Below are 20,390 nucleotides of genomic sequence, written 5' to 3'. Positions count from 1 at the left end.
CACAACTACAATCGAAGGAAAATGAGATTAGGGGGTGAGCTTTTATTTTTTTATAAAAGTATAAAAGAGGGATTACTGCTTTCAAAAAGAGAATGGGTAATAACGTGGAAGCTTCTGTGTTAAAATGAATTAAAAATCCTCGTGTTTACACTAAGAGATAAAAAATAGGGAGAATAAAAAACTATGCGGATTCGTGAAATGGAAGAAAAGGATAATCAGAAAATGGAGCAAATTATTAAACGTTCATTGGAGTCATTTAACTTAGATATCCCAGGAACAGCCTATTTTGACCCCCAGCTGAGCAGTCTGGCGCAATTTTACAAAGAACAAGCACATGCTAAGTATTGGGTTGCGGTGAATGAACTGGATGAAGTCATAGGCGGTGTGGGTATTGCACCATTTGGACAGAAAAAGGAGATTTGCGAGTTGCAAAAGCTGTACATCGCTCCTATTGCTCAAGGGAGGGGTCTGTCGAAGGAGCTAATGAGGGTAGCAATCGACTACGCAAAAGAGCACTATACATACTGTTACTTAGAAACATTGAAGGAACTTGAAGCAGCTAATGCCCTATACAGCAAATTAGGCTTTCAGAAGCTTGAAAAAGCACTGGAAGGCTCGGAACATAATGCAATGGAAGTTTGGTATATAAAGGAATTATCGTAAAAATAATAAGGTTACAGGTGATAACATGTTTTTAAAACGAATTGAACTTCAAGGTGATCGTATCCCACCTTTTCATACCTATCCGTTTTCGATTCCAGCTATTAAAAATTTCGGTCAATTGGATTTAACGAACAAGGTAACCTTTTTTGTTGGAGAGAATGGGACAGGGAAATCCACATTGCTAGAGGCGATTGCTGATAAGGCCGGCTTTAATACAGCGGGTGGTGGCAGGAATAATTATTATGATGTACCTGCTTCTGAATCGGCACTAGGGGACTATATTCGCCTTTCTTGGATGCCGAAAGCCACAAACGGCTTCTTTTTGCGGTCTGAGTCTTTTTATAATTTTGCTACACATATTGATTCTGTAGGTGCCCAAGGTGCATATGGCGGGCGATCCTTGCATCATCAATCGCATGGAGAGTCGTTTTTTTCGCTTTTTCTAAATCGGTTTAAGGGGAATGCTATCTATTTATTGGATGAGCCAGAGGCTGCTTTATCACCTCAGCGCCAGCTCTCACTTTTACGAATTCTCCATGATTTAGAAGTGGCTGGTGATAGCCAGTTTATTATTGCTACACATTCTCCGATTCTTTTAGGGTATCCAAATGCTGTTATCTTAAGTTTTGATGATGAGAAAATTCAAGAGATTGATTATGAGATGACCGAACATTACCAAATAACAAGCTATTTTTTACAACATCGAAAAAAGTTTTTGCAGGAGATTTTTCGTGATTCCTGATTGATATAGGAATAAATGCTTGATGAGATTAATCAGTATAATGAAGAAGGAAATTAGAGAGGAGGAGAAAACGGAAATGGCAACTACAGAGAGAACTTGTCCAAATGGGCATACATATTATAAAAGCAGTGACTGCCCAACATGCCCGGTTTGTGAACAGGAACGAAAGCCAAAAGCAGGATTTTTATCATTGCTTTCATCGCCTGCACGACGCGCATTAGAACATGAAGGAATAACAACCGTACAACAGCTATCAAATTTTACGGAGAAAGAGATTTTAAAGCTTCATGGGATGGGGCCAGCTTCCTTGCCAAAGTTGAGAGCGGCTTTGGAAATGGAAGGTTTATCATTTAAAAGTAAGTAATGATATTAGTCCATAATGAGGGAAAAAAAGAGGCAATCCTATAAATAGGCTCGCCTCTTACAATTTATTCACCTAAATCCACATTATGAAAAACGTTTTGCACGTCCTCTAAATCCTCTAACGCATCAATCATCTGCTCAAATTGCTCAAAATCTGCTGCAGAAAGCTCTACATCATTTTGAGCGAGCATCGTTAGCTCTGCAATCGTGAATTCGGTAATGCCAATAGATTTAAATGCTTCCTGTGCTGCATGGAACTGATCTGGCTCCGTGTAAACAATCACAGATCCATCTTCTTCAGCGATATCACGGACGTCAACATCTGCTTCCATCAATAGTTCAAGCACGTCATCCTCTGTTTTTCCTTCCACACCGAAGACAGCTACATGATCAAACATATAAGCAACAGATCCGCTTACACCCATATTTCCGCCATTTTTACCAAACGCAGCACGTACTTCGGACGCGGTGCGGTTAACATTGTTGGTTAGCGTATCAACGATGACCATTGATCCGTTCGGCCCGAAGCCTTCATAACGATTTTCGTCATAGTTCTCTTCCGAACCGCCTTTTGCCTTTTCAATGGCGCGATCGATAATATGCCTTGGTACGCTATATGTTTTTGCTCGCTCGAGCACTACTTTTAAAGCTTGATTGGATTCAGGATCTGGTTCGCCCTGCTTGGCTGCAACATAGATTTCCCTGCCGAATTTTGCATAGATTCGGCTTGTATTCTTATCCTTTGATGCTTTCTTTTCCTTAATATTGTTCCATTTACGTCCCATTTGGACCACTCACTTTCTATACCTCTAAATAAAACTATAAAACTTTAGAAGCTAGATTTCCAGCTTTTTTTGCAAGATAAGAAAAGTTTTTTAACTGCATAAGTGCAATATTGACAGCTATCTAAGAGATCGGTGACTAACAGTGTTGTCTAACAAAAAAGTATTTGCATAAAAGTTATGCGTGGCTCTCCATGGTTAATCGGTCCTTTTTTCCATGCAGAAAATAATATAGAACCATGATAGCAAGAATCACGATGCCAAGGATGATATACAGCGATCTGTAGCCGGTATATGGAATGATGAAACCAAGCAAGTACGGACCAAATCCAAGTCCTGCGTCCAGAAAAATAAAAAAGGTTGATGTTGCAAGCCCCATATGATGTGGCGGAGTTAATTTAACGGCAATCGCCTGCGAACCAGATTGCAAATTACCAAAGCCAAGACCAATTAGTGCACCTGCCACCAATAGAGTAAATCCGCTTGCAGCGACACTTAAAAGCAGCATCCCGCCAGCAAAAATGATAAGGGCAGGATACATAACAATATTTGCGCCTTTTAAATCCATTAAACGCCCTGTTATTGGGCGTGATATTAAAACAGCAATTGAATAAACGAGAAAGAAGAAGCTAGCTGCTTCCACAAGATTGATATCAATAGCGTAAAAGTTAATATACGAGAGCACACTGGAATAGCAAAAAGCAATCAAGAGCGTGATGCAAGCAATTGGCAATGCCTTTGGTGCAACAAAGCTTGAGATTTTAAAGCCTTTTGTTTCCCTTGGTGTGTGCACCTCTTGTGCTTCATTTACCCGCACGAATAAGGCAATAACTATATTGATGATACCTAGTACAAGACAGAAAGCAAAAATGATTGGAAAGGTTGTTTGTTGAACCATGAGCAAGCCAATAAACGGGCCAATGGCAGTAGCCAATGTTGCACTCATACTAAAATAGCCGATACCTTCTGCTTTTCGTGATGTTGGGATGGTTTCCGCAATTATAGTTCCAGCTGCCGTACTAGCCATCCCTGCCACAATTCCATGTATAAGGCGCGTAATTAATAGAAAGCTAATACCCAAATTCAAGAAATAAAAGGACGTGGCGACAATACATAAGATAAGTCCGATCATCAATGTCCGTTTACTCCCAATAGAGTCAATATAGCGTCCAGTAAATAATCTTCCAATTAAGGAGCCGATAATAAACATGCCCGTAATAAGCCCAGCCGTGCTTGTCGAAGCATGATACGCATCTACGGCATAAATACCGATCGTTACGACGAGTAAATAAAAGACAAGCGTTAAGAAAAAGTTAACGACAGAAGTGATTGTAAAGTCCTTCGTCCATAGTTTTGGTCTAGATTGTTTCAATGTTGTTTCTCCTTTCATCATATCACCGTACATAAAAATAGTTATCTAGAATAACTAAATAATATATCATAAATTGGATGATACGTATAGGGGAAGAAATTCCTGGATAGCTGTAATTAGTATTGAGCGGCTTCTCTATAATTGCACTCCAAATAAGCTCTTATCCGCGAAATCTCGACCTCCCAAGCCAAACAAAAAAACTGACAGTCTTAAAACAAAGACTGTCAGCAAAACTTGCTATTTGCGTAATAATAAATACATAAAATATGGTGCACCAATAAGCGCAACAACAATACCTGCTGGAATGCCATCAGGGGAGACAAGGTTTCTTCCGATGGTATCTGCAATTAACAGCAACCAGCCTCCTAATAATATCGCTACCGGAATAAATAGCTGATTGCGCGGTCCGACTAGCGATTTTGCAATATGGGGTGCCATTAGCCCGACAAATGCAATTCCACCTGAAACGGAGACGGCTGAAGCTGCCAGTGCTACTGCAGTGAAAAGTAAAAGGATGCGTTCTTTTTTTACGGCAACACCAACACCAATTGCGACCGGTTCGTTCAGTGCAAGAATGTTTAAGCGATTTGCCTTATACAGGGCATAGGGGATGAAGATGATTAGCCATGGTAATATTGCTAAAATGAATGGCCAGTCCGTTCCCCAAATATTCCCTGCGAGCCATTTCGCGATAAAACTAACCTTTGCACGTTCCTGGGATGAGATGAGAACAATCATGATACCGGATAACGCCAGTGAAAAACCAACACCAATAATAATCATGCGTGTCGGGTCGAGCGGTCGTTTTTTCTCATAAGAAAAAACATAAATAAGCAGAGCAGTAAGAAACGCCCCAATAAAGGCAACGACCGGAAGCATGTAAACAAATGTGCCAGATTGAACTGGATAAAATAAAAAGAAAATCGCTACTGCTACTCCGGCGCCAGAGTTGATGCCGATAATTCCTGGATCAGCTAAGTCATTACGCGTTAGCCCTTGGAGAATTGCACCAGAGAGAGCAAGCGCCATCCCGGCAAGAATTGTAACAATAATCCGCGGCAAGCGAATAGAAAATAAAACAAAGGACTCCTTAAATGAACCAGCACCAAACAAGGTTGGAATAATTCGATCATAGGATAATGCAGCATCTCCAATTCCCATGCTGATGATAATCGTGAGTAGGGTAAAAAATACTAATAACCCTAGAACGATTCGTTGTTTTTTGATTAACTTTGGATGTATCATGTGAATGCTCTCCCCCCTTTACGGATAATGAGCAGGAAGAAGGGGAGACCCAAAACCGAAATAATAGCGACAATCGGTGTTTCCCACGGAGCATTGACAGTACGAGCGAGTGTGTCAGCAAGGAGCATTAGAATTGCCCCAACAAAAGCTGACATTGGTAAGATGTAGCGATAATCTGTACCAACAATTGCTCGGACGATATGTGGAACCATTAAACCGACGAATGCCATATTTCCAACTAATGCGACTGCTGCACCTACTAGCAGAATAATGATGACAAACAGAACGGCCTTAATTTGCGTTGTCTTTTGTCCAAGACCGACAGCAACTTCCTCATTGAGACTTAGAATGGTTAATTGTCTAGAAAACCCGAATGCAATAAGCATGCTTACAATAAGAAATGGGATAATGATTTGCAGCTGTCCCCATGTTGTGCCGATAAGCCCTCCAGCAGTCCACATGGATACCTCTTTGGATACGTTAAAATAGATCCCAATTCCTTCCGATACAGCTTGAAGAAAAGCAGATACTGCTGCTCCAGCAAGAATAATTTTGAAAGGAGAAAATCCTCCACGCTTAATAGCGCTTATTCCAAACACCATTGCAGCGCCGATTGCAGCTCCGAGGAAGCATGTAAACATAATTCCGTAATAATTGAGAGATGGCAGCAGTACAATTGCAACAGCAAGTGCAGCGTTTGCACCTGCTGTTAATCCAAGCAAGCCAGGGTCAGCTAGTGGATTTCGCGTCATGCCCTGCATAATTGCTCCAGCTATGGATAGGGCTGCACCGACAAAAACAGCGGCAACTTCCCGTGGCAAGCGAATTTCCCGGATAATGGAAATGTCACTTCCCTCCGCATTGGAAGCAAGTGACAGCCACACATCTTTTACTTGAATATCGGCAGCTCCATAAACAATGGATACAATAAATGTCCCAACAAAGAGCAGCAGGACTACTATCATTTTGTAATAAAAGGGTATCGACGTTTTCGTTTCCTTTTTCATAAATACTCATCTTTTCTCTGTATAGTTAGTTAAGGAAAGCTTCTTTGAAAAAAGCAAGCTGCAATTCTAATGTTAATGGGTCATTGAAATAAAATTCATGTCCATTTACTTCAAAAACATTGTCATTGGCTACTGCAGGGATGTTTTGATAAATGTCTGATTCCATAAAGGAATTGTCTGTTTCATCAAATCGGCTGAAAATCATATAGTCACCAGCATATTCAGGAAGTACTTCTAAAGACATCGCATAATAGCCGGCCTCCTGTGCTTCTTCGGCAACTTTTTCAGGCATTTTCAAATCCATTTCCTGATAAAGAATTTCTGTTCCGCGGCCCCAGTTGTCGCCGTAGACATAAAGCTGTTTATCGAAGTTTTCAATAACAGAAACTGTTGCATCTTCGCCAATTTCTGCGCGGATTTCTTCGCCTGCTTCCTCAGCACGTTGTTTGAAATCATTAATCCAATTTTTAGCTTCCTCTTCTTTATTTAACAGTTTACCAATTTCCAAATGCTGTGTTAAGTAATCAACAGCTCCATATGTGAACAATACGGTTGGAGCAATTTCGTTTAACTTATCGACATTGTTGATTCCAGTAAGACCAATGATTAAGTCAGGTTCCAACTCAAGGATCGTTTCCAGGCTCTCATCACTAACCTCTTCTACTTCAGCTAAATCTTCTTCCCACTGAGGGTTCATTTTAGCCCAAGCATCAACCCCAACAAGGTTTACATCCAAAGCCATGACATTTCCCGCGAAGGATGAAAGAACGACGACACGCTGTGGGTCAGCTGGAACTTCAACTGGTCCATTTTCTGATTCATAGGTGATTGTATCTGAATTGTTATCTGTAGTATTATCTGTTTCTGCCCCTTCATTACTACATGCCATCAGTAGTACAAGCAGGAATGCGAATGGAATAATTAACTTTTTCATCGTTGTTTCTCCTCTTTCATTAAGTTGTATGTGATGCACATCGGTTTTCCTGTGCGAGGGTCTTTGCCAATTTCCGCATCAATTTGGAATACTTTTTTCAATACATCATGTGTAATAACCGTTTCACAATTGCCAGATTGTACGATTTGTCCGTCCTTTAATGCGATAATATAATCAGCAAAGCGAGCAGCCTGGTTCAGGTCGTGAAGTACCATTACGATTGTTCTTTCTTGCTCCTGGTTAAGGCTTTGCAGAAGCTCTAACACTTCAAGCTGATGTGCCATATCCAAGTAAGTTGTTGGTTCATCCAAAAAAATAATCTCTGTTTCCTGAGCAAGCGCCATCGCAATCCAGACGCGTTGTCTCTGTCCACCAGATAACGCGTCTACCGGACGAAAGCGGTACTCTAACGTTCCCGTAACTTCGAGTGCCCATTCAATCACTTCATAGTCGCGTTTCTTTAAGCGCCCAAACCCACTTTGATAGGGGAAGCGTCCATAGGAAACAAGCTCTCCAACCGTTAAGCCGTTTGTGCTTTCAGGAGTTTGTGGGAGGATGGCCATTTTTTTTGCTAGTTTTTTTGTATCTTGTTTCGAAATATCTTCACCATCCAAAATGACGGTTCCAGATTCGTGTGCAATAATTCGTGTAATCGCTTTTAACAATGTAGACTTTCCACAGCCATTCGATCCGATGATGGTTGTGATTTTTTTATCTGGAATTTCAACACTAAGATCCTTCACAATTAAGTGTTCTCCATAACCAATATTTATATTTTCAGTCTGTAGACGAAACATGTTAGGTCCCTCTTTTCAGGTAGCTTCGGATAGTGATAATGATTCTCATTATCGAGCTAGTCTCCTAAACTATAATTTGCATCGTTTCTTTTGTCAATACATTATTTTTACAATCATTCATGAAGGAGATTCAGATGTGTTTTTTTACATTTAATAAGAAGTTTTATCGATTTGCTCTTGACAAAAATGCGTTTTCAATTGAGAATGATAATCAGTGGAAGCTTTTTTAAGGAGTGAAAGAAAGTGAAACAGGATGAATTATTTGATGTGACGGTAATTGGGGGAGGGCCAGCTGGGCTATATTCAGCTTTTTATAGTGGTTTAAGGGAAATGAAGACTAAGATTATTGAATATCAGCCAGTTCTTGGCGGGAAAGTTCATGTATATCCTGAGAAAATGATTTGGGATATTGGCGGGTTAACACCGACCCCTGCAGCAAAATTTATTGATCAAATCATTGAGCAAGGTTTAACCTTTCATCCAACCGTAGTAATGAATGAGAAGATTGAATCCATCAATAAAAATGATGAAGGCATGTTCGTCTTACAAGCAGCTTCTGGGCAAATACATTATTCGAAAACGGTAATCGTAGCTGTCGGTGGTGGAATCTTGAATCCGCAGCGACTCGATATTGAAGGCGCCGAGCGATTCGAGGTTTCGAATCTGAATTACACGGTGAAATCACTTCAACGCTTCAAAGATAAAACGGTAATTATTTCTGGTGGAGGAAATACAGCAATTGATTGGGCCAATGAGCTGCAAAGCATTGCGAAGAATGTGTTTCTTACGTATCGAAAGGATGTCCTTTCTGGTCACGAGGCACAGGCAAGCAGGTTATTAAATGGTTCAGCAGTTTGCTACTTTAATTGTTCGATTACAAAGCTAATCGCACGTGCGAATAAGGATTTAATTGAGCATGTTGAGCTAACAAACCATGAAACGAAAGAAATTGTTTCATTGCCAATAGATGAAGTCATTATAAATCATGGTTATGAGCGAGACACATCTCTTCTTGAGAACAGTCCAATTGATATTGAAATAGCAGAAGGTTACTACATTGCTGGAAATGCGAGCAGTGAAAGCTCCATTCCAGGACTCTATGCTGCTGGAGATATTTTGCATCATGAAGGGAAATTACATCTCATTGCAGGTGCATTCCAGGATGCTGCAAATGCTGTTAATAAGGCTAAGCAATATATTCAGCCAGGTGCAGAAAAGTTTGGTATGGTTTCTTCACACAATGAGCTTTTCAAACAGCGTAATCGTGAAATTATTCAGAGCATGGTGCATTGATAGAAAATGAGCAATCCTTTATATTTCATTAATATCAGTGTTTGTAAATATACAAATGTCTAACGTAATGTGCAATATAAAACCGATTCTTTCCATTTGAAGAATCGGTTTTATATGTTTTGTCCATAGAAGTCAGCTGTAGAGCGAGACAGATCTACGGACACCAAATAGGATATAGAAGACAGTTGAACACATATAAGAGCCGTTACAGTAGTAACGGCTCTTCGCATTCAAATCCTAACGTCTAGAAACTTCAGAGATGTATAATTCGTCTACAGTTTATATCGACAATATCAAACAGTCGATACGTTTTATTCTTGTCCTTCTTCTTCTTCTCCCTCTTCTGCATCTGGCTCACCTGAATCATCTTGCTCAGCTGGCTCTTCAGTTGTAGGCTCTCCACTTGCAGGTTCTTCAGGATTTTCCTCATCCTCTGATGCACATCCAAATAATAAAGCTGTGGAAAGCATCGCTGACATCGTTACGAAAGTTAATTTTTTCAATTTCAACGTCATCACCTCTTCAGAAAAATTTGATTCTACTACAGTATAGATGAAAAATATTTATGTATTATTAATCCAGTGTTAAAATATTTAAATAAATCAAACTATTGGTAATGCTTATTAACTACATTTATATAAATGGTCATTCCTTTGTTGGGGAGGTGAACAGATTATATGAGTAAAAAGACTTAAAGTGATTTATTTGCAGAAGTATACACTGTAAATTAGGTAGGGTTATCAATTTCTTCTTGTTCATTCTTTCAATATCACAAGAGATGTATTTTATAACGGTGAAATACTGTGTTGTTGGATTATGGATGGATATATACATTTGTTCCGATGGACACCATGGATGAAAGCTCTGTCACATCCTCGTTATACATTCGAACACAACCATGTGATACAGCTTTTCCTATAGAAGAAGGGTCATTTGTACCGTGGATTCCATAATGCGGCTTGGATAAACCCATCCATAATACACCGAAGGGTCCACCTGGGTTAACTTCTTTATTAACGATGATGTAATTTCCAGTCGGTGTCGGTGTTAAAATTTTGCCAACCGCAATTGGATATGTCTTCAACAACATACTAGCATCGTACAACTTGAGTTGCCGGTTATCCACCGATATATCAATCCATTTTACCAACAATATCAACTCCTGCTTTTAATTTACTTTAAGTATATGGGATTAAGCCTACTTGTGTTCATAAACGTTATCTTTCCATGGATTTTTATGAATCTTAAGGACTTCTAAATGATATAATGAAGCTACAAATTTATATAAAAAACGTGAATATGTAATGTGGAAAATGGAAGGGGATGAAACTATTTCAACCGAGAAAGAAAACGTAATCGTAGATGATATCATGCGGCAGATCGCCAATCAGACATTAAAACCTGGGACCAAGCTGCCTTCGGAATATGTGCTTGTAGAAAAGTACCGAGTTCCAAGAATGACAGTACGAAATGCATTGATGAAATTAGAAGAGCAAGGAATTGTCTATTCTAAGCAAGGGAAAGGGCGCTATTTAAAAGAAGAATCAAAGCATATTGATTTGCATTTGACAGGTAAAATCAGCTTTACGGATAAAATGAAGCAACTAGGCTATGATCTAACAACCAAGAATGTTTATTGCGAAGAAATCCCCTTTGATGCAAAAATCTATCGGATTTTACAGGCGGTGGAGGGAGATACGATTTTTAAAATTGGTAGATTACGTTATATAAACGGCGAACCAGTTGCGATACATAACTCCTTTGTCAGTGAAACGAACTTCCCAGTTATCGGGAAAGATGGACCGGCAATTGAATCCATGTTTGCTTATTATCGACAGCTTGGATACGAGGAGTTCTCAAGTAATAAAACATTGCTTAGCACAACTTTTCCGACTGTCTTTGAGCAAGAATTGCTAGCCTGCAAAAGCATGGTTCCACTCATTGTCGTCGAAAGCAATTGTATCGATGGAAAATCTGAAAAAGTATTAGAATATACAAAGATTTTATATCGAAGTGATAAATTTCAGTATGATATAACAATGGATTAAACAGGTAATGAATCTAATAATGGATTCCTTACCTGTTTTTTATGTTAAAAATATTTACAAAAACAATACATTCTCTTAATACACAACAACTTGGCGACAAGTTAAGCTTGATTTGTGAAGGAGGTCGTACCGAATATGAAAAGACGGAGAAGAACAGAAATTCTTATTCAAGGAGATCCTGGATTAGCAAAAAAACTTGCAGAATCTATTATAGCTATTTATGACTATCGTGAAATTATTGCTCCACAGCAAGGGCTGACAATGGTTAAAATGCGAGAATCAGCAAAGAATTCCCTGTTTTATATGGGAGAGGTCCTAGTAACCGAATCAAAAGCAGAAATCGAAAACTGCATTGGGATTGGTATAGTTGTTGGGATGAAAAACGAGCTTGCTAGAAACCTAGCGATAATTGACGCGGCATACAAAGCGAACCTCCCAGAAACAGTTGCATGGGAAGCAGAGCTGGCAGAAGCGGAAAGGCAGATTATTCAAAAACGAGCAAAAGACCAGGCGAAGCTATTTGAAACAAAGGTAGACTTCCAGACGATGGATGTTTAAGAGAATGTCTATACATATTTTTAGAGCTTAAACATCAATCATGAGGATACTGAGAGCCTGAATGGGGAGAAATCAAAAAGATTCGATCACTTATAAAGCGTATGAGCGTCCGAACGGGAGAAAATTGAATGGGTTTGGTCACTCATGAAGCGTATGATCGCCCGAACGGGAGAAGATCAAATCGTTTAGGTCACTCATAAAGTTGATGACCGTCCAAACGGGAGAAAATCGAATAAATTTGGTCACTCACAAATTTGAATACTAGAGATATCCAATTACTTAAATACAATTATCAAAGCTTTTATTTCCTTTTCATTAAAGTCAGACAGGAGAGATACGATGGCTATTGATCACGTGCACGATTTGCAGTTTGTCTACAAAAAAATATTGGATAATATGTCACGTCCAGGAAAAATTGCATCGCTTCAAACGTTGGCAGGCCGCAATGATTACAATCTGCAAATGCTTGATGCAACGTTACTTACAATGATGACCCTTCTCGATCGAGAGGTGACATTTCATGTACTTATGGACAACGGACAAAACTTACCCGAAAAAATTTCGGAATATACATTAGCAACCCATACAACAATCGATAAAGCAGACTTTGTCATCGTTCTAAAAGGAACACCAGAGACAGCAATTACCAATGCGATGGCGCAATGTAAGAAAGGGAGCTTAATTGATCCACATGCATCGGCTACTTGGATCATCGAAAGCGCATTTAGCGACGTACATGAAGGCGAGCTTATGTTAACAGGCCCTGGAATAAAAGATCAAACGAAGCTGCAAACAGCGCTCACACCAGCTGTGTGGCAGGCGAGAAATGTCTGTGTGGCGGAATATCCATTAGGAATTGATTTGATGTTGACAGATGAAGATTTACAGGTTGTTTGCATACCTCGGACAACGAAGGTCGACATGATGGAGGTGGAATAGATGGGTTATGTTGCAGTAAAGGGTGGAACGAAGGCGATTGATGCTTCCATCGAGCGTCTAACATTTGAACGGTTGAAGAATCAGGAAATCATCGAAATTGAGACAATCATGGCTACAATGAAAAGTCTGATTGACCAAATTATGTCAGAGAGCAGTTTGTATTCCCCGTATTTGGCAGCACTTGCTATTAAACAAGCAGAGGGAAGCATGGAAGAAGCTGTCTTTTTAATGCGAGCACATCGCTCGACATTACCTAGACTCTATTACAGTCAAGCAGTTGAATCCGAAACAATGCTTGTGGAACGACGGATTTCTGCTAGTTTTAAAGATATTCCTGGTGGGCAGATCCTTGGCGCGACAAAGGATTACACGCATCGTTTACTAGACTTTGAGCTACTGGAGGAAGACCCTGCAGAAAATGAAGCGTGGCTATCCAACTATCAAAAAGCATCAGAAGCAGTAAAAGCATCCGATGAGTTAGAATTTTTTCCGAAAGTAGTAGATTACTTGCGGGAAGAGGGCTTATTTGAAAACTACGAAAGAGATAATACAGATCCAGTCGATATTACGAAGCAAAGCATATCGTTTCCGGCTTCACGAAGTGCTCGTTTGCAAGTGTTAACGAGAGGACAGACAGGTGCAGTGACAGCATTGGGCTATGCTTCGCTGCGAGGATATGGGCAAGTCCATCCAACTGTTGGAGAAGTGCGTGTTGGCAGCTTGCCGATCTATGTTGCACATCCAAATGAAGGTGAGCAGAATGAAGAGGATGCATTCTACATCGGTGAAATCCAAGTAACCGAGGTCGAGTCGTTTGTTCCGGTTACAAAAAAGAACGACGCGAATGAGCAGGAACTGGAATTTGAAATAGGCTACGGTATTTGCTACGGCCAAAATGAAACAAAGGCAATAGCGATGAGTATTTTAGATCAATGCCTGGAGCATCCAGAATCCAGTTTTCCGACACACGATGAAGAATTTGTTTTATTACATATTGATTCGGTGGAAGCGACAGGATTTATATCGCATTTAAAATTGCCGCATTATGTTACATTCCAATCGAAATTGGATAGTATCCGTAACGTCAAGAAAGGGGGACATACAGATGAAAACTAAATCCCATTTTGCATTTTTTGATGAAGGCTCGAAAAAGGAAATTCGCCGATCGATTTTAAAGGCTATTGCGATACCAGGGTATCAAGTGCCATTTGCTTCGAGAGAAATGCCGATTGCACGTGGCTGGGGAACTGGAGGACTGCAAATCACCTTATCAATTATTGGAAAAAATGACGTATTAAAAGTGATTGACCAAGGTGCAGATGAATCCGTGAATGCTGTCAGCATCAAGAAGTTAGTGCAATCGACGACTGGAGTGGAGCTTGTGGAAAGAACGCAGGAGGCAAGTATAATTCAGTCCCGACACCGGATTCCGGAAGTGCCGCTCACTCCTGAGCAAATTCTGGTCTTGCAGGTTCCAGAACCAGAACCATTGAGGCGTGTCGAAAAAAGTGCATACAAAACAAAAATCCTCCATTCGGAAAATGATTATAGTGGTGCATGGCTTATGCTATTTGAACAAATTATGAAGTACGGGAGAACGGCTACAGGTGCAGACCATCCTGTGTACGTGAATAACCGCTATGTGATGGCGCCGAGTCCGATTCCAAGATACGATAATCCGAAAATGCATCAGTCGGAAGCATTGATTTTACTTGGTGCAGGGAGAGAGAAGAAAATTTATGCAATCCCACCTTATACGGATGTGGAGTCGCTTGCTTTTGATGACTATCCATTTGCAGTAGAAACCTTTACCGGAAAGAGCTGTCATTTATGCGGTGCGGAGGATGTCTTTTTAGATGAGTTGGTTGATCCGGCTACAAACGAAACGATCTATCAATGCAATGATACGAGCTATTGCATTGAACGGTTAAATAAGAAAGAGGAAGTCGAGGTGGAGACAAGCCATGCATGAAGAGCCTCTATTGAAGGTGAGAAATTTACAAAAGCAGTTTGGCGATGGATGCAGCAGATGTAAGGAAAGACAGAACTTAGAAAAAAATTACTGTCCAAATTGCGGGACTGTCTATGCTTGTCATGATATTTCATTTGATTTATTTGCCGGGGAAATCCTTGGAATTGTCGGGGAAAGCGGCAGTGGCAAATCGACGATGATGCAGTGCTTGTATTTTGATGCGGAGGTCACATCTGGAGCAGCATACATTGATGGTGGACCAGGTTCAGCCGAACGGAATGTATTTGAAATGTCGTCCCAGCAGAAGCGTTACATTCGCAATCATCAGTATGGCATGGTTTATCAAAATCCCGTGCATGGATTAAAAATGAATTTTTCCTCGGTTGGAAATATAGCGGAAAAACTCATTGCAGCTGGGAAACGGAATGTATCCGAGATGGAGGAAACTAGTAAAAGCTTACTGCAAAATGTACATATTCCGCTGTTTCGAATGAAGGAAGAGCCGAGGAATTTCTCGGGTGGCATGCAGCAGCGCGTGCAAATTGCCAAGGCGCTGTCAAATAACCCGCCAATTTTATTTTTAGATGAAGTAACCACTGGTCTTGATCTATCTGTGCAAGCAAATGTGCTCGATCTTATTAAGAAAATTCAGCGTGAGCTTGGAATTAGCATGATCGTTGTTTCCCATGATTTAGCGGTTATCCGCATGCTGGCGGATCGTACGATTGTGATGCTGAATGGTTCCATTATTGAGGAAGGTCTGACAGATCAAATCTTAGAGGATCCGCAGCATGCATATACTCAGCAATTGGTTTACTCATTACTTTAAAAGCTGTTCAAAAAGTCCGGTATCCTTTTGAACTCTTATTTATAGGGAGGAACGTTGATGGTTCTTATCATTCATAATGGAAAAATTGTAACAGAAAATGAAATTTTAGAAGGATATGCAGTGGTTGTGAGCGGTGAAATCATTCAGGAAATTACCCCAGAAGAAAAGCTATCTGAATATCCGAATGCCAAGTGGATTGATGCAAACGGAGGCTACATTTCCCCGGGCTTTATCGACATCCATTCCGATTATATTGAAGGAATTGTCTCACCAAGACCAACAAGCATGATGGATGTCAATATTAGCTTGCGTGAAGCAGAGAAAATCCTAATTAGCCATGGAATTACAACGATGTTTCATTCGCTATCCTTTTATCGCGAGGATGTTTTTACCCATAAACCGATGCGCTACCCGAAAAATGTTCAGCGTCTAGTCGATGCGATTGATGCGACACATAATGAATTGCGCTTGATTCGCCACCGTCTGCACGCACGCTTTGAAATCGATAATATTGATGAAGTGGATCGTCTTGTTGAAAATATTGAAAATGACAAGGTGCATTTATTATCGTTTATGGATCATACGCCAGGTCAAGGACAGTACAGAGATTTAGAAGTGTACAGGGAAACGTTAAAAGGCTATCGCGATATCTCTGATTCCGATGTGCAAACCATCATCGCAGAACGCCAAAACAGTACTTTTATGACGATTGAAAAAATAAAAGAAGTTGCGGAGATAGCTTTAGCGAAAGGTATTGCCGTTGCCTCCCACGACGATGATGATGTTGCTAAGATTGATTTAGTAAAATCCTTTGGAACGACGATTAGTGAATTTCCGATTACATTGGAGGTCGCTAAAAAGGCTAAGGAAATGGGATTGCAGACTGTTGCTGGGGCTCCAAATGTGCTGTTAGGCGGCTCGCATTCTGGAAATTTATCAGCAGCAGAAGCAATCAAGCATGGCTGTATTGACATTCTTTGCAGTGATTATTATCCAGCTGCATTACTCCATGCAATCTTCGAATTACACGAAAAGCATCATTATGATTTACATGAAATGTTCCGGATGGTCACGATTAATCCAGCTAGAGCGGTACGGATGGATGATGAGCTTGGCTCCATTAAACCTGGTAAAAAAGCGGATCTCTTAATTATTGAGCGAATGGATGATGGTTATCCGATGCTGACCATGACAATGGTAAACGGAGCAGTTATCACGACGACGAACTACCGATTGAACTAAAAGGAGGGTAGCTAACATGACAATGCTTGACGTGAATGATTTTGGCAAGAGGTTCACAATTCATCATTTAAATAAAACAATGCAAGCAGTAGAACAGGTTAATTTTTCTATAGAGAAAGGTGAATTTATTGGGATTGTTGGTAAAAGTGGCAGCGGAAAATCGACTATTTTAAAAAGCATTTATCGTTCCTATTTACCAGATGCAGGCGAAATGATGTATGATTCTGCACGGTTTGGAAGGATTGATTTATGCCAAGCGACAGAACGACAAATGCTTTATTTAAGGAAATATGAGATCGGCTATGTGTCGCAATTTTTAAATGTGATGCCACGAACGACATCAAGACAGCTTGTGGAAAAGGCGCTCCTTGAGATGGGAGAAACGGAATCAGTTGCACAGATTGAAGCGGAAAAGGCGCTAACCCATTTTGAATTGGACCCAAAACTTTGGGATACGTACCCGAACACCTTTTCAGGCGGAGAAAAACTGCGATTAAATATAGCAATGGCAACGGTGAAAAAACCACGACTTTTATTGCTCGATGAGCCGACTGCAAGCTTGGATCAGCAATCGAAGCTAAAGGTACGCGAAATTATTGAAAAATTAAAAGCAAATGGCACGACGCTCGTAGGGATATTCCATGATATTGAATTTATGGAGGGACTCTGCGATAAGGTCTACGATATGCGGGCAGGTAAGCTTCTTGCCGGAGCTGGTGTTACGAATGAAGGCTGATTTACATGTCCATAGCACATATTCCGATGGATCCGATTCGATTGAAATGGTGATGCGTGAAGCACAGTTGAATGGTGTAACACATCTTAGCTTTGTGGATCATGATACGACAGCGGGATTGCTTGAAGCACAACGCTTAGGAGAGCATTATGGAATTGAGGTTATTCCTGGCATCGAGATTTCAGCTTACGACTTTAAGCGAGATCTTAAAGTGCATATTCTGGGATATAACTATCAGCCAGAAGCAAGTCATATTAAACAGCTCTGTGATTCGCTTTTAAAACGTCGTCATGCACACACGCTTTGGCAAATCGAGCAGATCAAGAAGGTCGGGTTTAGACTCGATTTAGAGACGATAAGCAAAGCCGCAAAGCCAAGTGAAACAATCTATAAGCAGCATGTGATGCAGCAGCTAACAAGTGCTTCTTATTCATCCGATGCCTATCAATCTCTCTACAAGAGGCTTTTTAAAGGAGACGGGCCAGCAGCAGGCGATATCGAATATGTCGACGCTTTTGATGCTGTTCGTGCAGTGGTCGCGGATGGCGGGATTGCGGTTGTAGCACATCCAGGGCAATTGGATTCCTATGAACTGATACCAGAACTTATAGAGGTTGGATTAGGTGGCATTGAACGTAATCATATAGATCACGATGAACAGGACGTGTTAAAAGTTGAATCATTAGCGAATCAATATCAGCTGATAATGACTGGTGGAACAGACTATCATGGTTCATTTGGAAAGAGTGTTCAGATAGGAAATATAACGAGCCCGATAAACCTATTATTTAGTTAGTTTGAATTATCTTAAGATACTGTTAAAACAATGTAAATAGCCTATTTTTTTGAAAAAATTATGTTTTAATAGTAGCTGTGCAGGTAGGGGTTGAATGAGACATTAACAATCCTTATGCGTGAATGTTATGCTGCACATCTAAATTTAAAAGGTGAAGGAGAACTCATTCATGAAGAAGAACTGGTATTTAGTAGGAATGCTCGCTTTAGTACTTGTAATGCTTGCGGCTTGTTCTGGCGGAACAGCTTCAGGTGAGGATGGAGAAGTAGATGATGTCATTGATATTGTTTGGTATCCGAATGAATCTGGTAATGATATGAAATCTTCGCGTGATGAAATTGGACGAGTGATCGAAGAAGCAACAGATAAGGAAGTAGAACACCATCTAACAACCGATTATGCGATTGCAATTGAAACACTTGTTAACAATAATGCAGATGTTGCGTTTATGGGTGCAGTTGGATACATTGAGGCTAAAAATGGAAATGATGCGGTAGAACCTTTAGTCGTTCCATCTGGTGAATCTGGTACATTAGACGATGCGATTTACTATAGCTGGTTAGCAGTAAACGTGGATGAGCAAGATAATTTTAAAGTAGACGGTGAGTTTTCACTAGATACAATTGCTGATAAACCTTTCTCTTTTGTGTCAAACAGTTCAACTTCCGGGTTTGTCGTACCATCCTCTGGAATCATTGAACATTTCAGTGAGCAAGAAGAATATGCAGATTTAACTGGGGAGGATCTAATGGAAGGTGGTCCATTATTCTCTCAAGTATTATTTGGTGGGTCGCACCAAGGTTCGGCAGTTAATCTTTTAAATAACTCTGCTGAAGTAGCAGCGTTCTGTGATACATGCGTAGAAAACTATGTAGAGCTTGTTGAAGGGGAAGCAAACACACCTGGAGCTGTTTATCGTGTGAAAGACGATGCTGCAGAACCATTCAATACAGTTGCTGGTAAAGAATTTGTTTTAATGAGCGTAACACCAGTATTGAATGCACCATTTGCCGCAAATATGGATGTATTAGGACAAGAGGATTTTGATACATTGCAAGAACTATTTTCTTCAGATGAAATTGCAAATAACGAACAAATCTTTGTACCGGAAGATTCTGGTGAGTCTGGATTATTCTTTAAATCAGGTGAGGAACGATTTATTCCTGTTGAAGATTCCTGGTTTGACCCAATTCGTGAGCTTTCAGAATAAGTAGATTACACATGGAGATAGAGTGTGCATAAGGTTGAATGCATACTCTATTTTACTAAATAGGTGACAAAGGAGCGGAAAAACATGTCATTACTACAAGTAGAAGGACTTGGGAAATCGTATAACTTAGAAACAAAAGTATTAAAAAATGTTAATTTTACTGTGGAAACTGGTGAGTTTGTTTCGGTTATTGGTCCATCTGGTGCGGGGAAATCTACACTATTACGTTGCATCAATCGGATGGTTGAAATCAATGAGGGGAAGGTAATTTTCAATAACCTAGATGTCGGATCACTAAAGAAAAAAGACTTGCGGAAATTGCGTACTGACATCGGGATGGTATTTCAGCACTATAATCTAGTGCCACGTTTAACCGTAATTGAGAATGTCCTTCATGGTAGGTTTGGCTACAAAACAACCTTACAAGGCGTGTTAGGACGATTTAGTGAAGAGGAGAAGGAACAGGCCTTTTTCTTGCTTCAGAAGCTTGGAATTGAAGAGCATGCGTATAAGCGCTGTGACCAATTAAGTGGTGGGCAGCAGCAGCGCGTTGGCATTTGCCGTGCACTGATCCAAGATCCAAAGCTTATTCTCTGCGATGAGCCAATTGCCTCTTTGGACCCCAATTCCTCCAAGGTTATTATGGATCACTTAAAGTCAATCACAAATGACTTAGGCATCACCTGTCTAGTAAATCTACACCAAGTAGAGGTTGCCCAAGACTATTCGGATCGAATTATTGGGCTGAGAAAAGGCGAAATTGTGTTTGATGGAAAAAGTGCTCTTCTGCGTGAGGAACAAATTAATCATATCTACGGTACGGAACGACGAGAATTAATTACGGTATAAGGAGCAATTAAGC

General features: G+C 40.3%; 23 protein-coding genes. 15 read left to right on the top strand and 8 right to left on the bottom strand.

Annotated features, from left to right (window positions below; all coding sequences use genetic code 11):
* The first annotated feature begins 183 nt into the window (after window positions 1-183).
* The 3 genes from NST46_RS05160 to NST46_RS05150 all read left to right on the top strand — a co-directional run bounded on the left by NST46_RS05160 (window position 184) and on the right by NST46_RS05150 (window position 1,769).
* Complete coding sequence (locus tag NST46_RS05160; protein WP_118888362.1) at window positions 184-663, top strand: GNAT family N-acetyltransferase; 480 nt, start codon at window positions 184-186, stop codon at window positions 661-663.
* A gap of 25 nt (window positions 664-688) precedes the next feature.
* Window positions 689-1,405 (top strand): AAA family ATPase, encoded by a 717-nt coding sequence (locus NST46_RS05155; RefSeq protein WP_341136844.1) that lies wholly within the window; start codon window positions 689-691, stop codon window positions 1,403-1,405.
* 76 nt (window positions 1,406-1,481) lie between these two features.
* The gene (locus tag NST46_RS05150) at window positions 1,482-1,769 is read left to right on the top strand and encodes an RNA polymerase alpha subunit C-terminal domain-containing protein (protein WP_095310489.1); all 288 of its coding nucleotides are present in this window, start codon (window positions 1,482-1,484) and stop codon (window positions 1,767-1,769) included.
* A 64-nt stretch (window positions 1,770-1,833) separates the two neighbouring features.
* Here NST46_RS05150 and NST46_RS05145 read toward each other — a convergent pair whose 3' ends face one another.
* The 6 genes from NST46_RS05145 to NST46_RS05120 all read right to left on the bottom strand — a co-directional run bounded on the left by NST46_RS05145 (window position 1,834) and on the right by NST46_RS05120 (window position 7,905).
* Window positions 1,834-2,553, bottom strand: a complete 720-nt coding sequence (locus NST46_RS05145) for a YebC/PmpR family DNA-binding transcriptional regulator (protein WP_341136843.1) — start codon at window positions 2,551-2,553, stop codon at window positions 1,834-1,836.
* A gap of 175 nt (window positions 2,554-2,728) precedes the next feature.
* Entirely contained in the window at window positions 2,729-3,922 is a 1,194-nt protein-coding gene (locus NST46_RS05140; protein ID WP_095310493.1) for an MFS transporter, read from the bottom strand.
* Window positions 3,923-4,159: 237 nt separating this feature from the next.
* Complete coding sequence (locus NST46_RS05135; protein ID WP_118888366.1) at window positions 4,160-5,167, bottom strand: FecCD family ABC transporter permease; 1,008 nt, start codon at window positions 5,165-5,167, stop codon at window positions 4,160-4,162.
* On the bottom strand, window positions 5,164-6,174 hold the full coding sequence (locus tag NST46_RS05130) for a FecCD family ABC transporter permease (protein ID WP_118888367.1): 1,011 nt from the start codon (window positions 6,172-6,174) through the stop codon (window positions 5,164-5,166). Before NST46_RS05130 ends, NST46_RS05135 begins: the two co-directional genes overlap by 4 nt.
* A gap of 25 nt (window positions 6,175-6,199) precedes the next feature.
* Window positions 6,200-7,108: an iron-hydroxamate ABC transporter substrate-binding protein gene (locus NST46_RS05125; protein ID WP_303446968.1), complete on the bottom strand. Its 909-nt coding sequence runs from the start codon at window positions 7,106-7,108 to the stop codon at window positions 6,200-6,202.
* Entirely contained in the window at window positions 7,105-7,905 is an 801-nt protein-coding gene (locus NST46_RS05120; RefSeq protein WP_095310500.1) for an ABC transporter ATP-binding protein, read from the bottom strand. Before NST46_RS05120 ends, NST46_RS05125 begins: the two co-directional genes overlap by 4 nt.
* A gap of 243 nt (window positions 7,906-8,148) precedes the next feature.
* Here NST46_RS05120 and NST46_RS05115 point away from each other — a divergent pair, with 243 nt between their 5' ends.
* On the top strand, window positions 8,149-9,198 hold the full coding sequence (locus NST46_RS05115) for an NAD(P)/FAD-dependent oxidoreductase (RefSeq protein WP_118888369.1): 1,050 nt from the start codon (window positions 8,149-8,151) through the stop codon (window positions 9,196-9,198).
* 311 nt (window positions 9,199-9,509) lie between these two features.
* Here NST46_RS05115 and NST46_RS05110 read toward each other — a convergent pair whose 3' ends face one another.
* Window positions 9,510-9,707: a hypothetical protein gene (locus NST46_RS05110; protein WP_095310504.1), complete on the bottom strand. Its 198-nt coding sequence runs from the start codon at window positions 9,705-9,707 to the stop codon at window positions 9,510-9,512.
* A 305-nt stretch (window positions 9,708-10,012) separates the two neighbouring features.
* Window positions 10,013-10,348, bottom strand: coding sequence for a L,D-transpeptidase (locus NST46_RS05105; protein ID WP_118888370.1), 336 nt, complete (start codon window positions 10,346-10,348; stop codon window positions 10,013-10,015).
* Window positions 10,349-10,502: 154 nt separating this feature from the next.
* On the opposite strand from NST46_RS05105, the gene NST46_RS05100 reads away from it, so the two are divergent.
* From NST46_RS05100 to phnC, 11 genes are all read left to right on the top strand, one after another.
* Window positions 10,503-11,246, top strand: coding sequence for a GntR family transcriptional regulator (locus NST46_RS05100; RefSeq protein WP_341136842.1), 744 nt, complete (start codon window positions 10,503-10,505; stop codon window positions 11,244-11,246).
* Between the two features lie 135 nt (window positions 11,247-11,381).
* Window positions 11,382-11,804, top strand: a complete 423-nt coding sequence (gene phnG, locus NST46_RS05095; RefSeq protein WP_341136841.1) for a phosphonate C-P lyase system protein PhnG — start codon at window positions 11,382-11,384, stop codon at window positions 11,802-11,804.
* 339 nt (window positions 11,805-12,143) lie between these two features.
* Entirely contained in the window at window positions 12,144-12,743 is a 600-nt protein-coding gene (phnH, locus tag NST46_RS05090) for a phosphonate C-P lyase system protein PhnH (protein WP_341136840.1), read from the top strand.
* Window positions 12,744-13,859 carry a carbon-phosphorus lyase complex subunit PhnI gene (locus NST46_RS05085; protein WP_341136839.1) on the top strand — a complete coding sequence of 372 codons (1,116 nt, stop codon included), beginning with the start codon at window positions 12,744-12,746 and terminating at the stop codon, window positions 13,857-13,859. It begins immediately after the preceding gene.
* On the top strand, window positions 13,849-14,715 hold the full coding sequence (locus NST46_RS05080) for an alpha-D-ribose 1-methylphosphonate 5-phosphate C-P-lyase PhnJ (RefSeq protein ID WP_095310514.1): 867 nt from the start codon (window positions 13,849-13,851) through the stop codon (window positions 14,713-14,715). The genes NST46_RS05085 and NST46_RS05080 overlap by 11 nt, the downstream gene beginning before the upstream one ends.
* Window positions 14,708-15,544: an ATP-binding cassette domain-containing protein gene (locus NST46_RS05075; protein ID WP_341136838.1), complete on the top strand. Its 837-nt coding sequence runs from the start codon at window positions 14,708-14,710 to the stop codon at window positions 15,542-15,544. The genes NST46_RS05080 and NST46_RS05075 overlap by 8 nt, the downstream gene beginning before the upstream one ends.
* A gap of 57 nt (window positions 15,545-15,601) precedes the next feature.
* Window positions 15,602-16,786, top strand: coding sequence for a phosphonate metabolism protein PhnM (gene phnM / locus NST46_RS05070; RefSeq protein ID WP_095310518.1), 1,185 nt, complete (start codon window positions 15,602-15,604; stop codon window positions 16,784-16,786).
* Between the two features lie 16 nt (window positions 16,787-16,802).
* Complete coding sequence (phnL, locus tag NST46_RS05065) at window positions 16,803-17,522, top strand: phosphonate C-P lyase system protein PhnL (protein ID WP_303446961.1); 720 nt, start codon at window positions 16,803-16,805, stop codon at window positions 17,520-17,522.
* Complete coding sequence (locus NST46_RS05060) at window positions 17,512-18,318, top strand: PHP domain-containing protein (protein ID WP_303446960.1); 807 nt, start codon at window positions 17,512-17,514, stop codon at window positions 18,316-18,318. Before phnL ends, NST46_RS05060 begins: the two co-directional genes overlap by 11 nt.
* Before the next feature lie 169 nt (window positions 18,319-18,487).
* A complete protein-coding gene (locus NST46_RS05055) occupies window positions 18,488-19,528 on the top strand; it encodes a PhnD/SsuA/transferrin family substrate-binding protein (protein ID WP_095310523.1) in 1,041 nt (346 codons plus the stop codon).
* 84 nt (window positions 19,529-19,612) lie between these two features.
* Window positions 19,613-20,377 (top strand): phosphonate ABC transporter ATP-binding protein, encoded by a 765-nt coding sequence (gene phnC / locus NST46_RS05050; protein ID WP_095310525.1) that lies wholly within the window; start codon window positions 19,613-19,615, stop codon window positions 20,375-20,377.
* The last annotated feature ends 13 nt before the right edge of the window (window positions 20,378-20,390 follow it).

Source organism: Oceanobacillus sp. FSL W7-1309 (assembly GCF_038002145.1).
In the GTDB taxonomy this organism is placed as follows: Bacteria; Bacillota; Bacilli; order Bacillales; family Amphibacillaceae; genus Oceanobacillus; species Oceanobacillus profundus.
The sequence above is the reverse complement of the archived record's forward strand: the minus strand, read 5'-3'. Positions and strand labels throughout refer to the sequence as shown.

Bases quoted from the DNA above. Each gene is read 5' to 3' on its own strand.
- phnC (WP_095310525.1), top strand. From the start codon at position 19,613: ATGTCATTACTACAAGTAGAAGGACTTGGGAAATCGTATAACTTAGAA.
- phnL (WP_303446961.1), top strand. From the start codon at position 16,803: ATGACAATGCTTGACGTGAATGATTTTGGCAAGAGGTTCACAATTCAT.
- NST46_RS05150 (WP_095310489.1), top strand. From the start codon at position 1,482: ATGGCAACTACAGAGAGAACTTGTCCAAATGGGCATACATATTATAAA.
- phnH (WP_341136840.1), top strand. From the start codon at position 12,144: ATGGCTATTGATCACGTGCACGATTTGCAGTTTGTCTACAAAAAAATA.
- NST46_RS05160 (WP_118888362.1), top strand. From the start codon at position 184: ATGCGGATTCGTGAAATGGAAGAAAAGGATAATCAGAAAATGGAGCAA.
- phnM (WP_095310518.1), top strand. From the start codon at position 15,602: ATGGTTCTTATCATTCATAATGGAAAAATTGTAACAGAAAATGAAATT.
- NST46_RS05130 (WP_118888367.1), bottom strand. From the start codon at position 6,174: ATGAAAAAGGAAACGAAAACGTCGATACCCTTTTATTACAAAATGATA.
- NST46_RS05055 (WP_095310523.1), top strand. From the start codon at position 18,488: ATGAAGAAGAACTGGTATTTAGTAGGAATGCTCGCTTTAGTACTTGTA.
- NST46_RS05060 (WP_303446960.1), top strand. From the start codon at position 17,512: ATGAAGGCTGATTTACATGTCCATAGCACATATTCCGATGGATCCGAT.
- NST46_RS05135 (WP_118888366.1), bottom strand. From the start codon at position 5,167: ATGATACATCCAAAGTTAATCAAAAAACAACGAATCGTTCTAGGGTTA.
- NST46_RS05075 (WP_341136838.1), top strand. From the start codon at position 14,708: ATGCATGAAGAGCCTCTATTGAAGGTGAGAAATTTACAAAAGCAGTTT.
- NST46_RS05145 (WP_341136843.1), bottom strand. From the start codon at position 2,553: ATGGGACGTAAATGGAACAATATTAAGGAAAAGAAAGCATCAAAGGAT.
- NST46_RS05080 (WP_095310514.1), top strand. From the start codon at position 13,849: ATGAAAACTAAATCCCATTTTGCATTTTTTGATGAAGGCTCGAAAAAG.
- NST46_RS05120 (WP_095310500.1), bottom strand. From the start codon at position 7,905: ATGTTTCGTCTACAGACTGAAAATATAAATATTGGTTATGGAGAACAC.
- NST46_RS05100 (WP_341136842.1), top strand. From the start codon at position 10,503: ATGTGGAAAATGGAAGGGGATGAAACTATTTCAACCGAGAAAGAAAAC.
- phnG (WP_341136841.1), top strand. From the start codon at position 11,382: ATGAAAAGACGGAGAAGAACAGAAATTCTTATTCAAGGAGATCCTGGA.
- NST46_RS05085 (WP_341136839.1), top strand. From the start codon at position 12,744: ATGGGTTATGTTGCAGTAAAGGGTGGAACGAAGGCGATTGATGCTTCC.
- NST46_RS05125 (WP_303446968.1), bottom strand. From the start codon at position 7,108: ATGAAAAAGTTAATTATTCCATTCGCATTCCTGCTTGTACTACTGATG.
- NST46_RS05155 (WP_341136844.1), top strand. From the start codon at position 689: ATGTTTTTAAAACGAATTGAACTTCAAGGTGATCGTATCCCACCTTTT.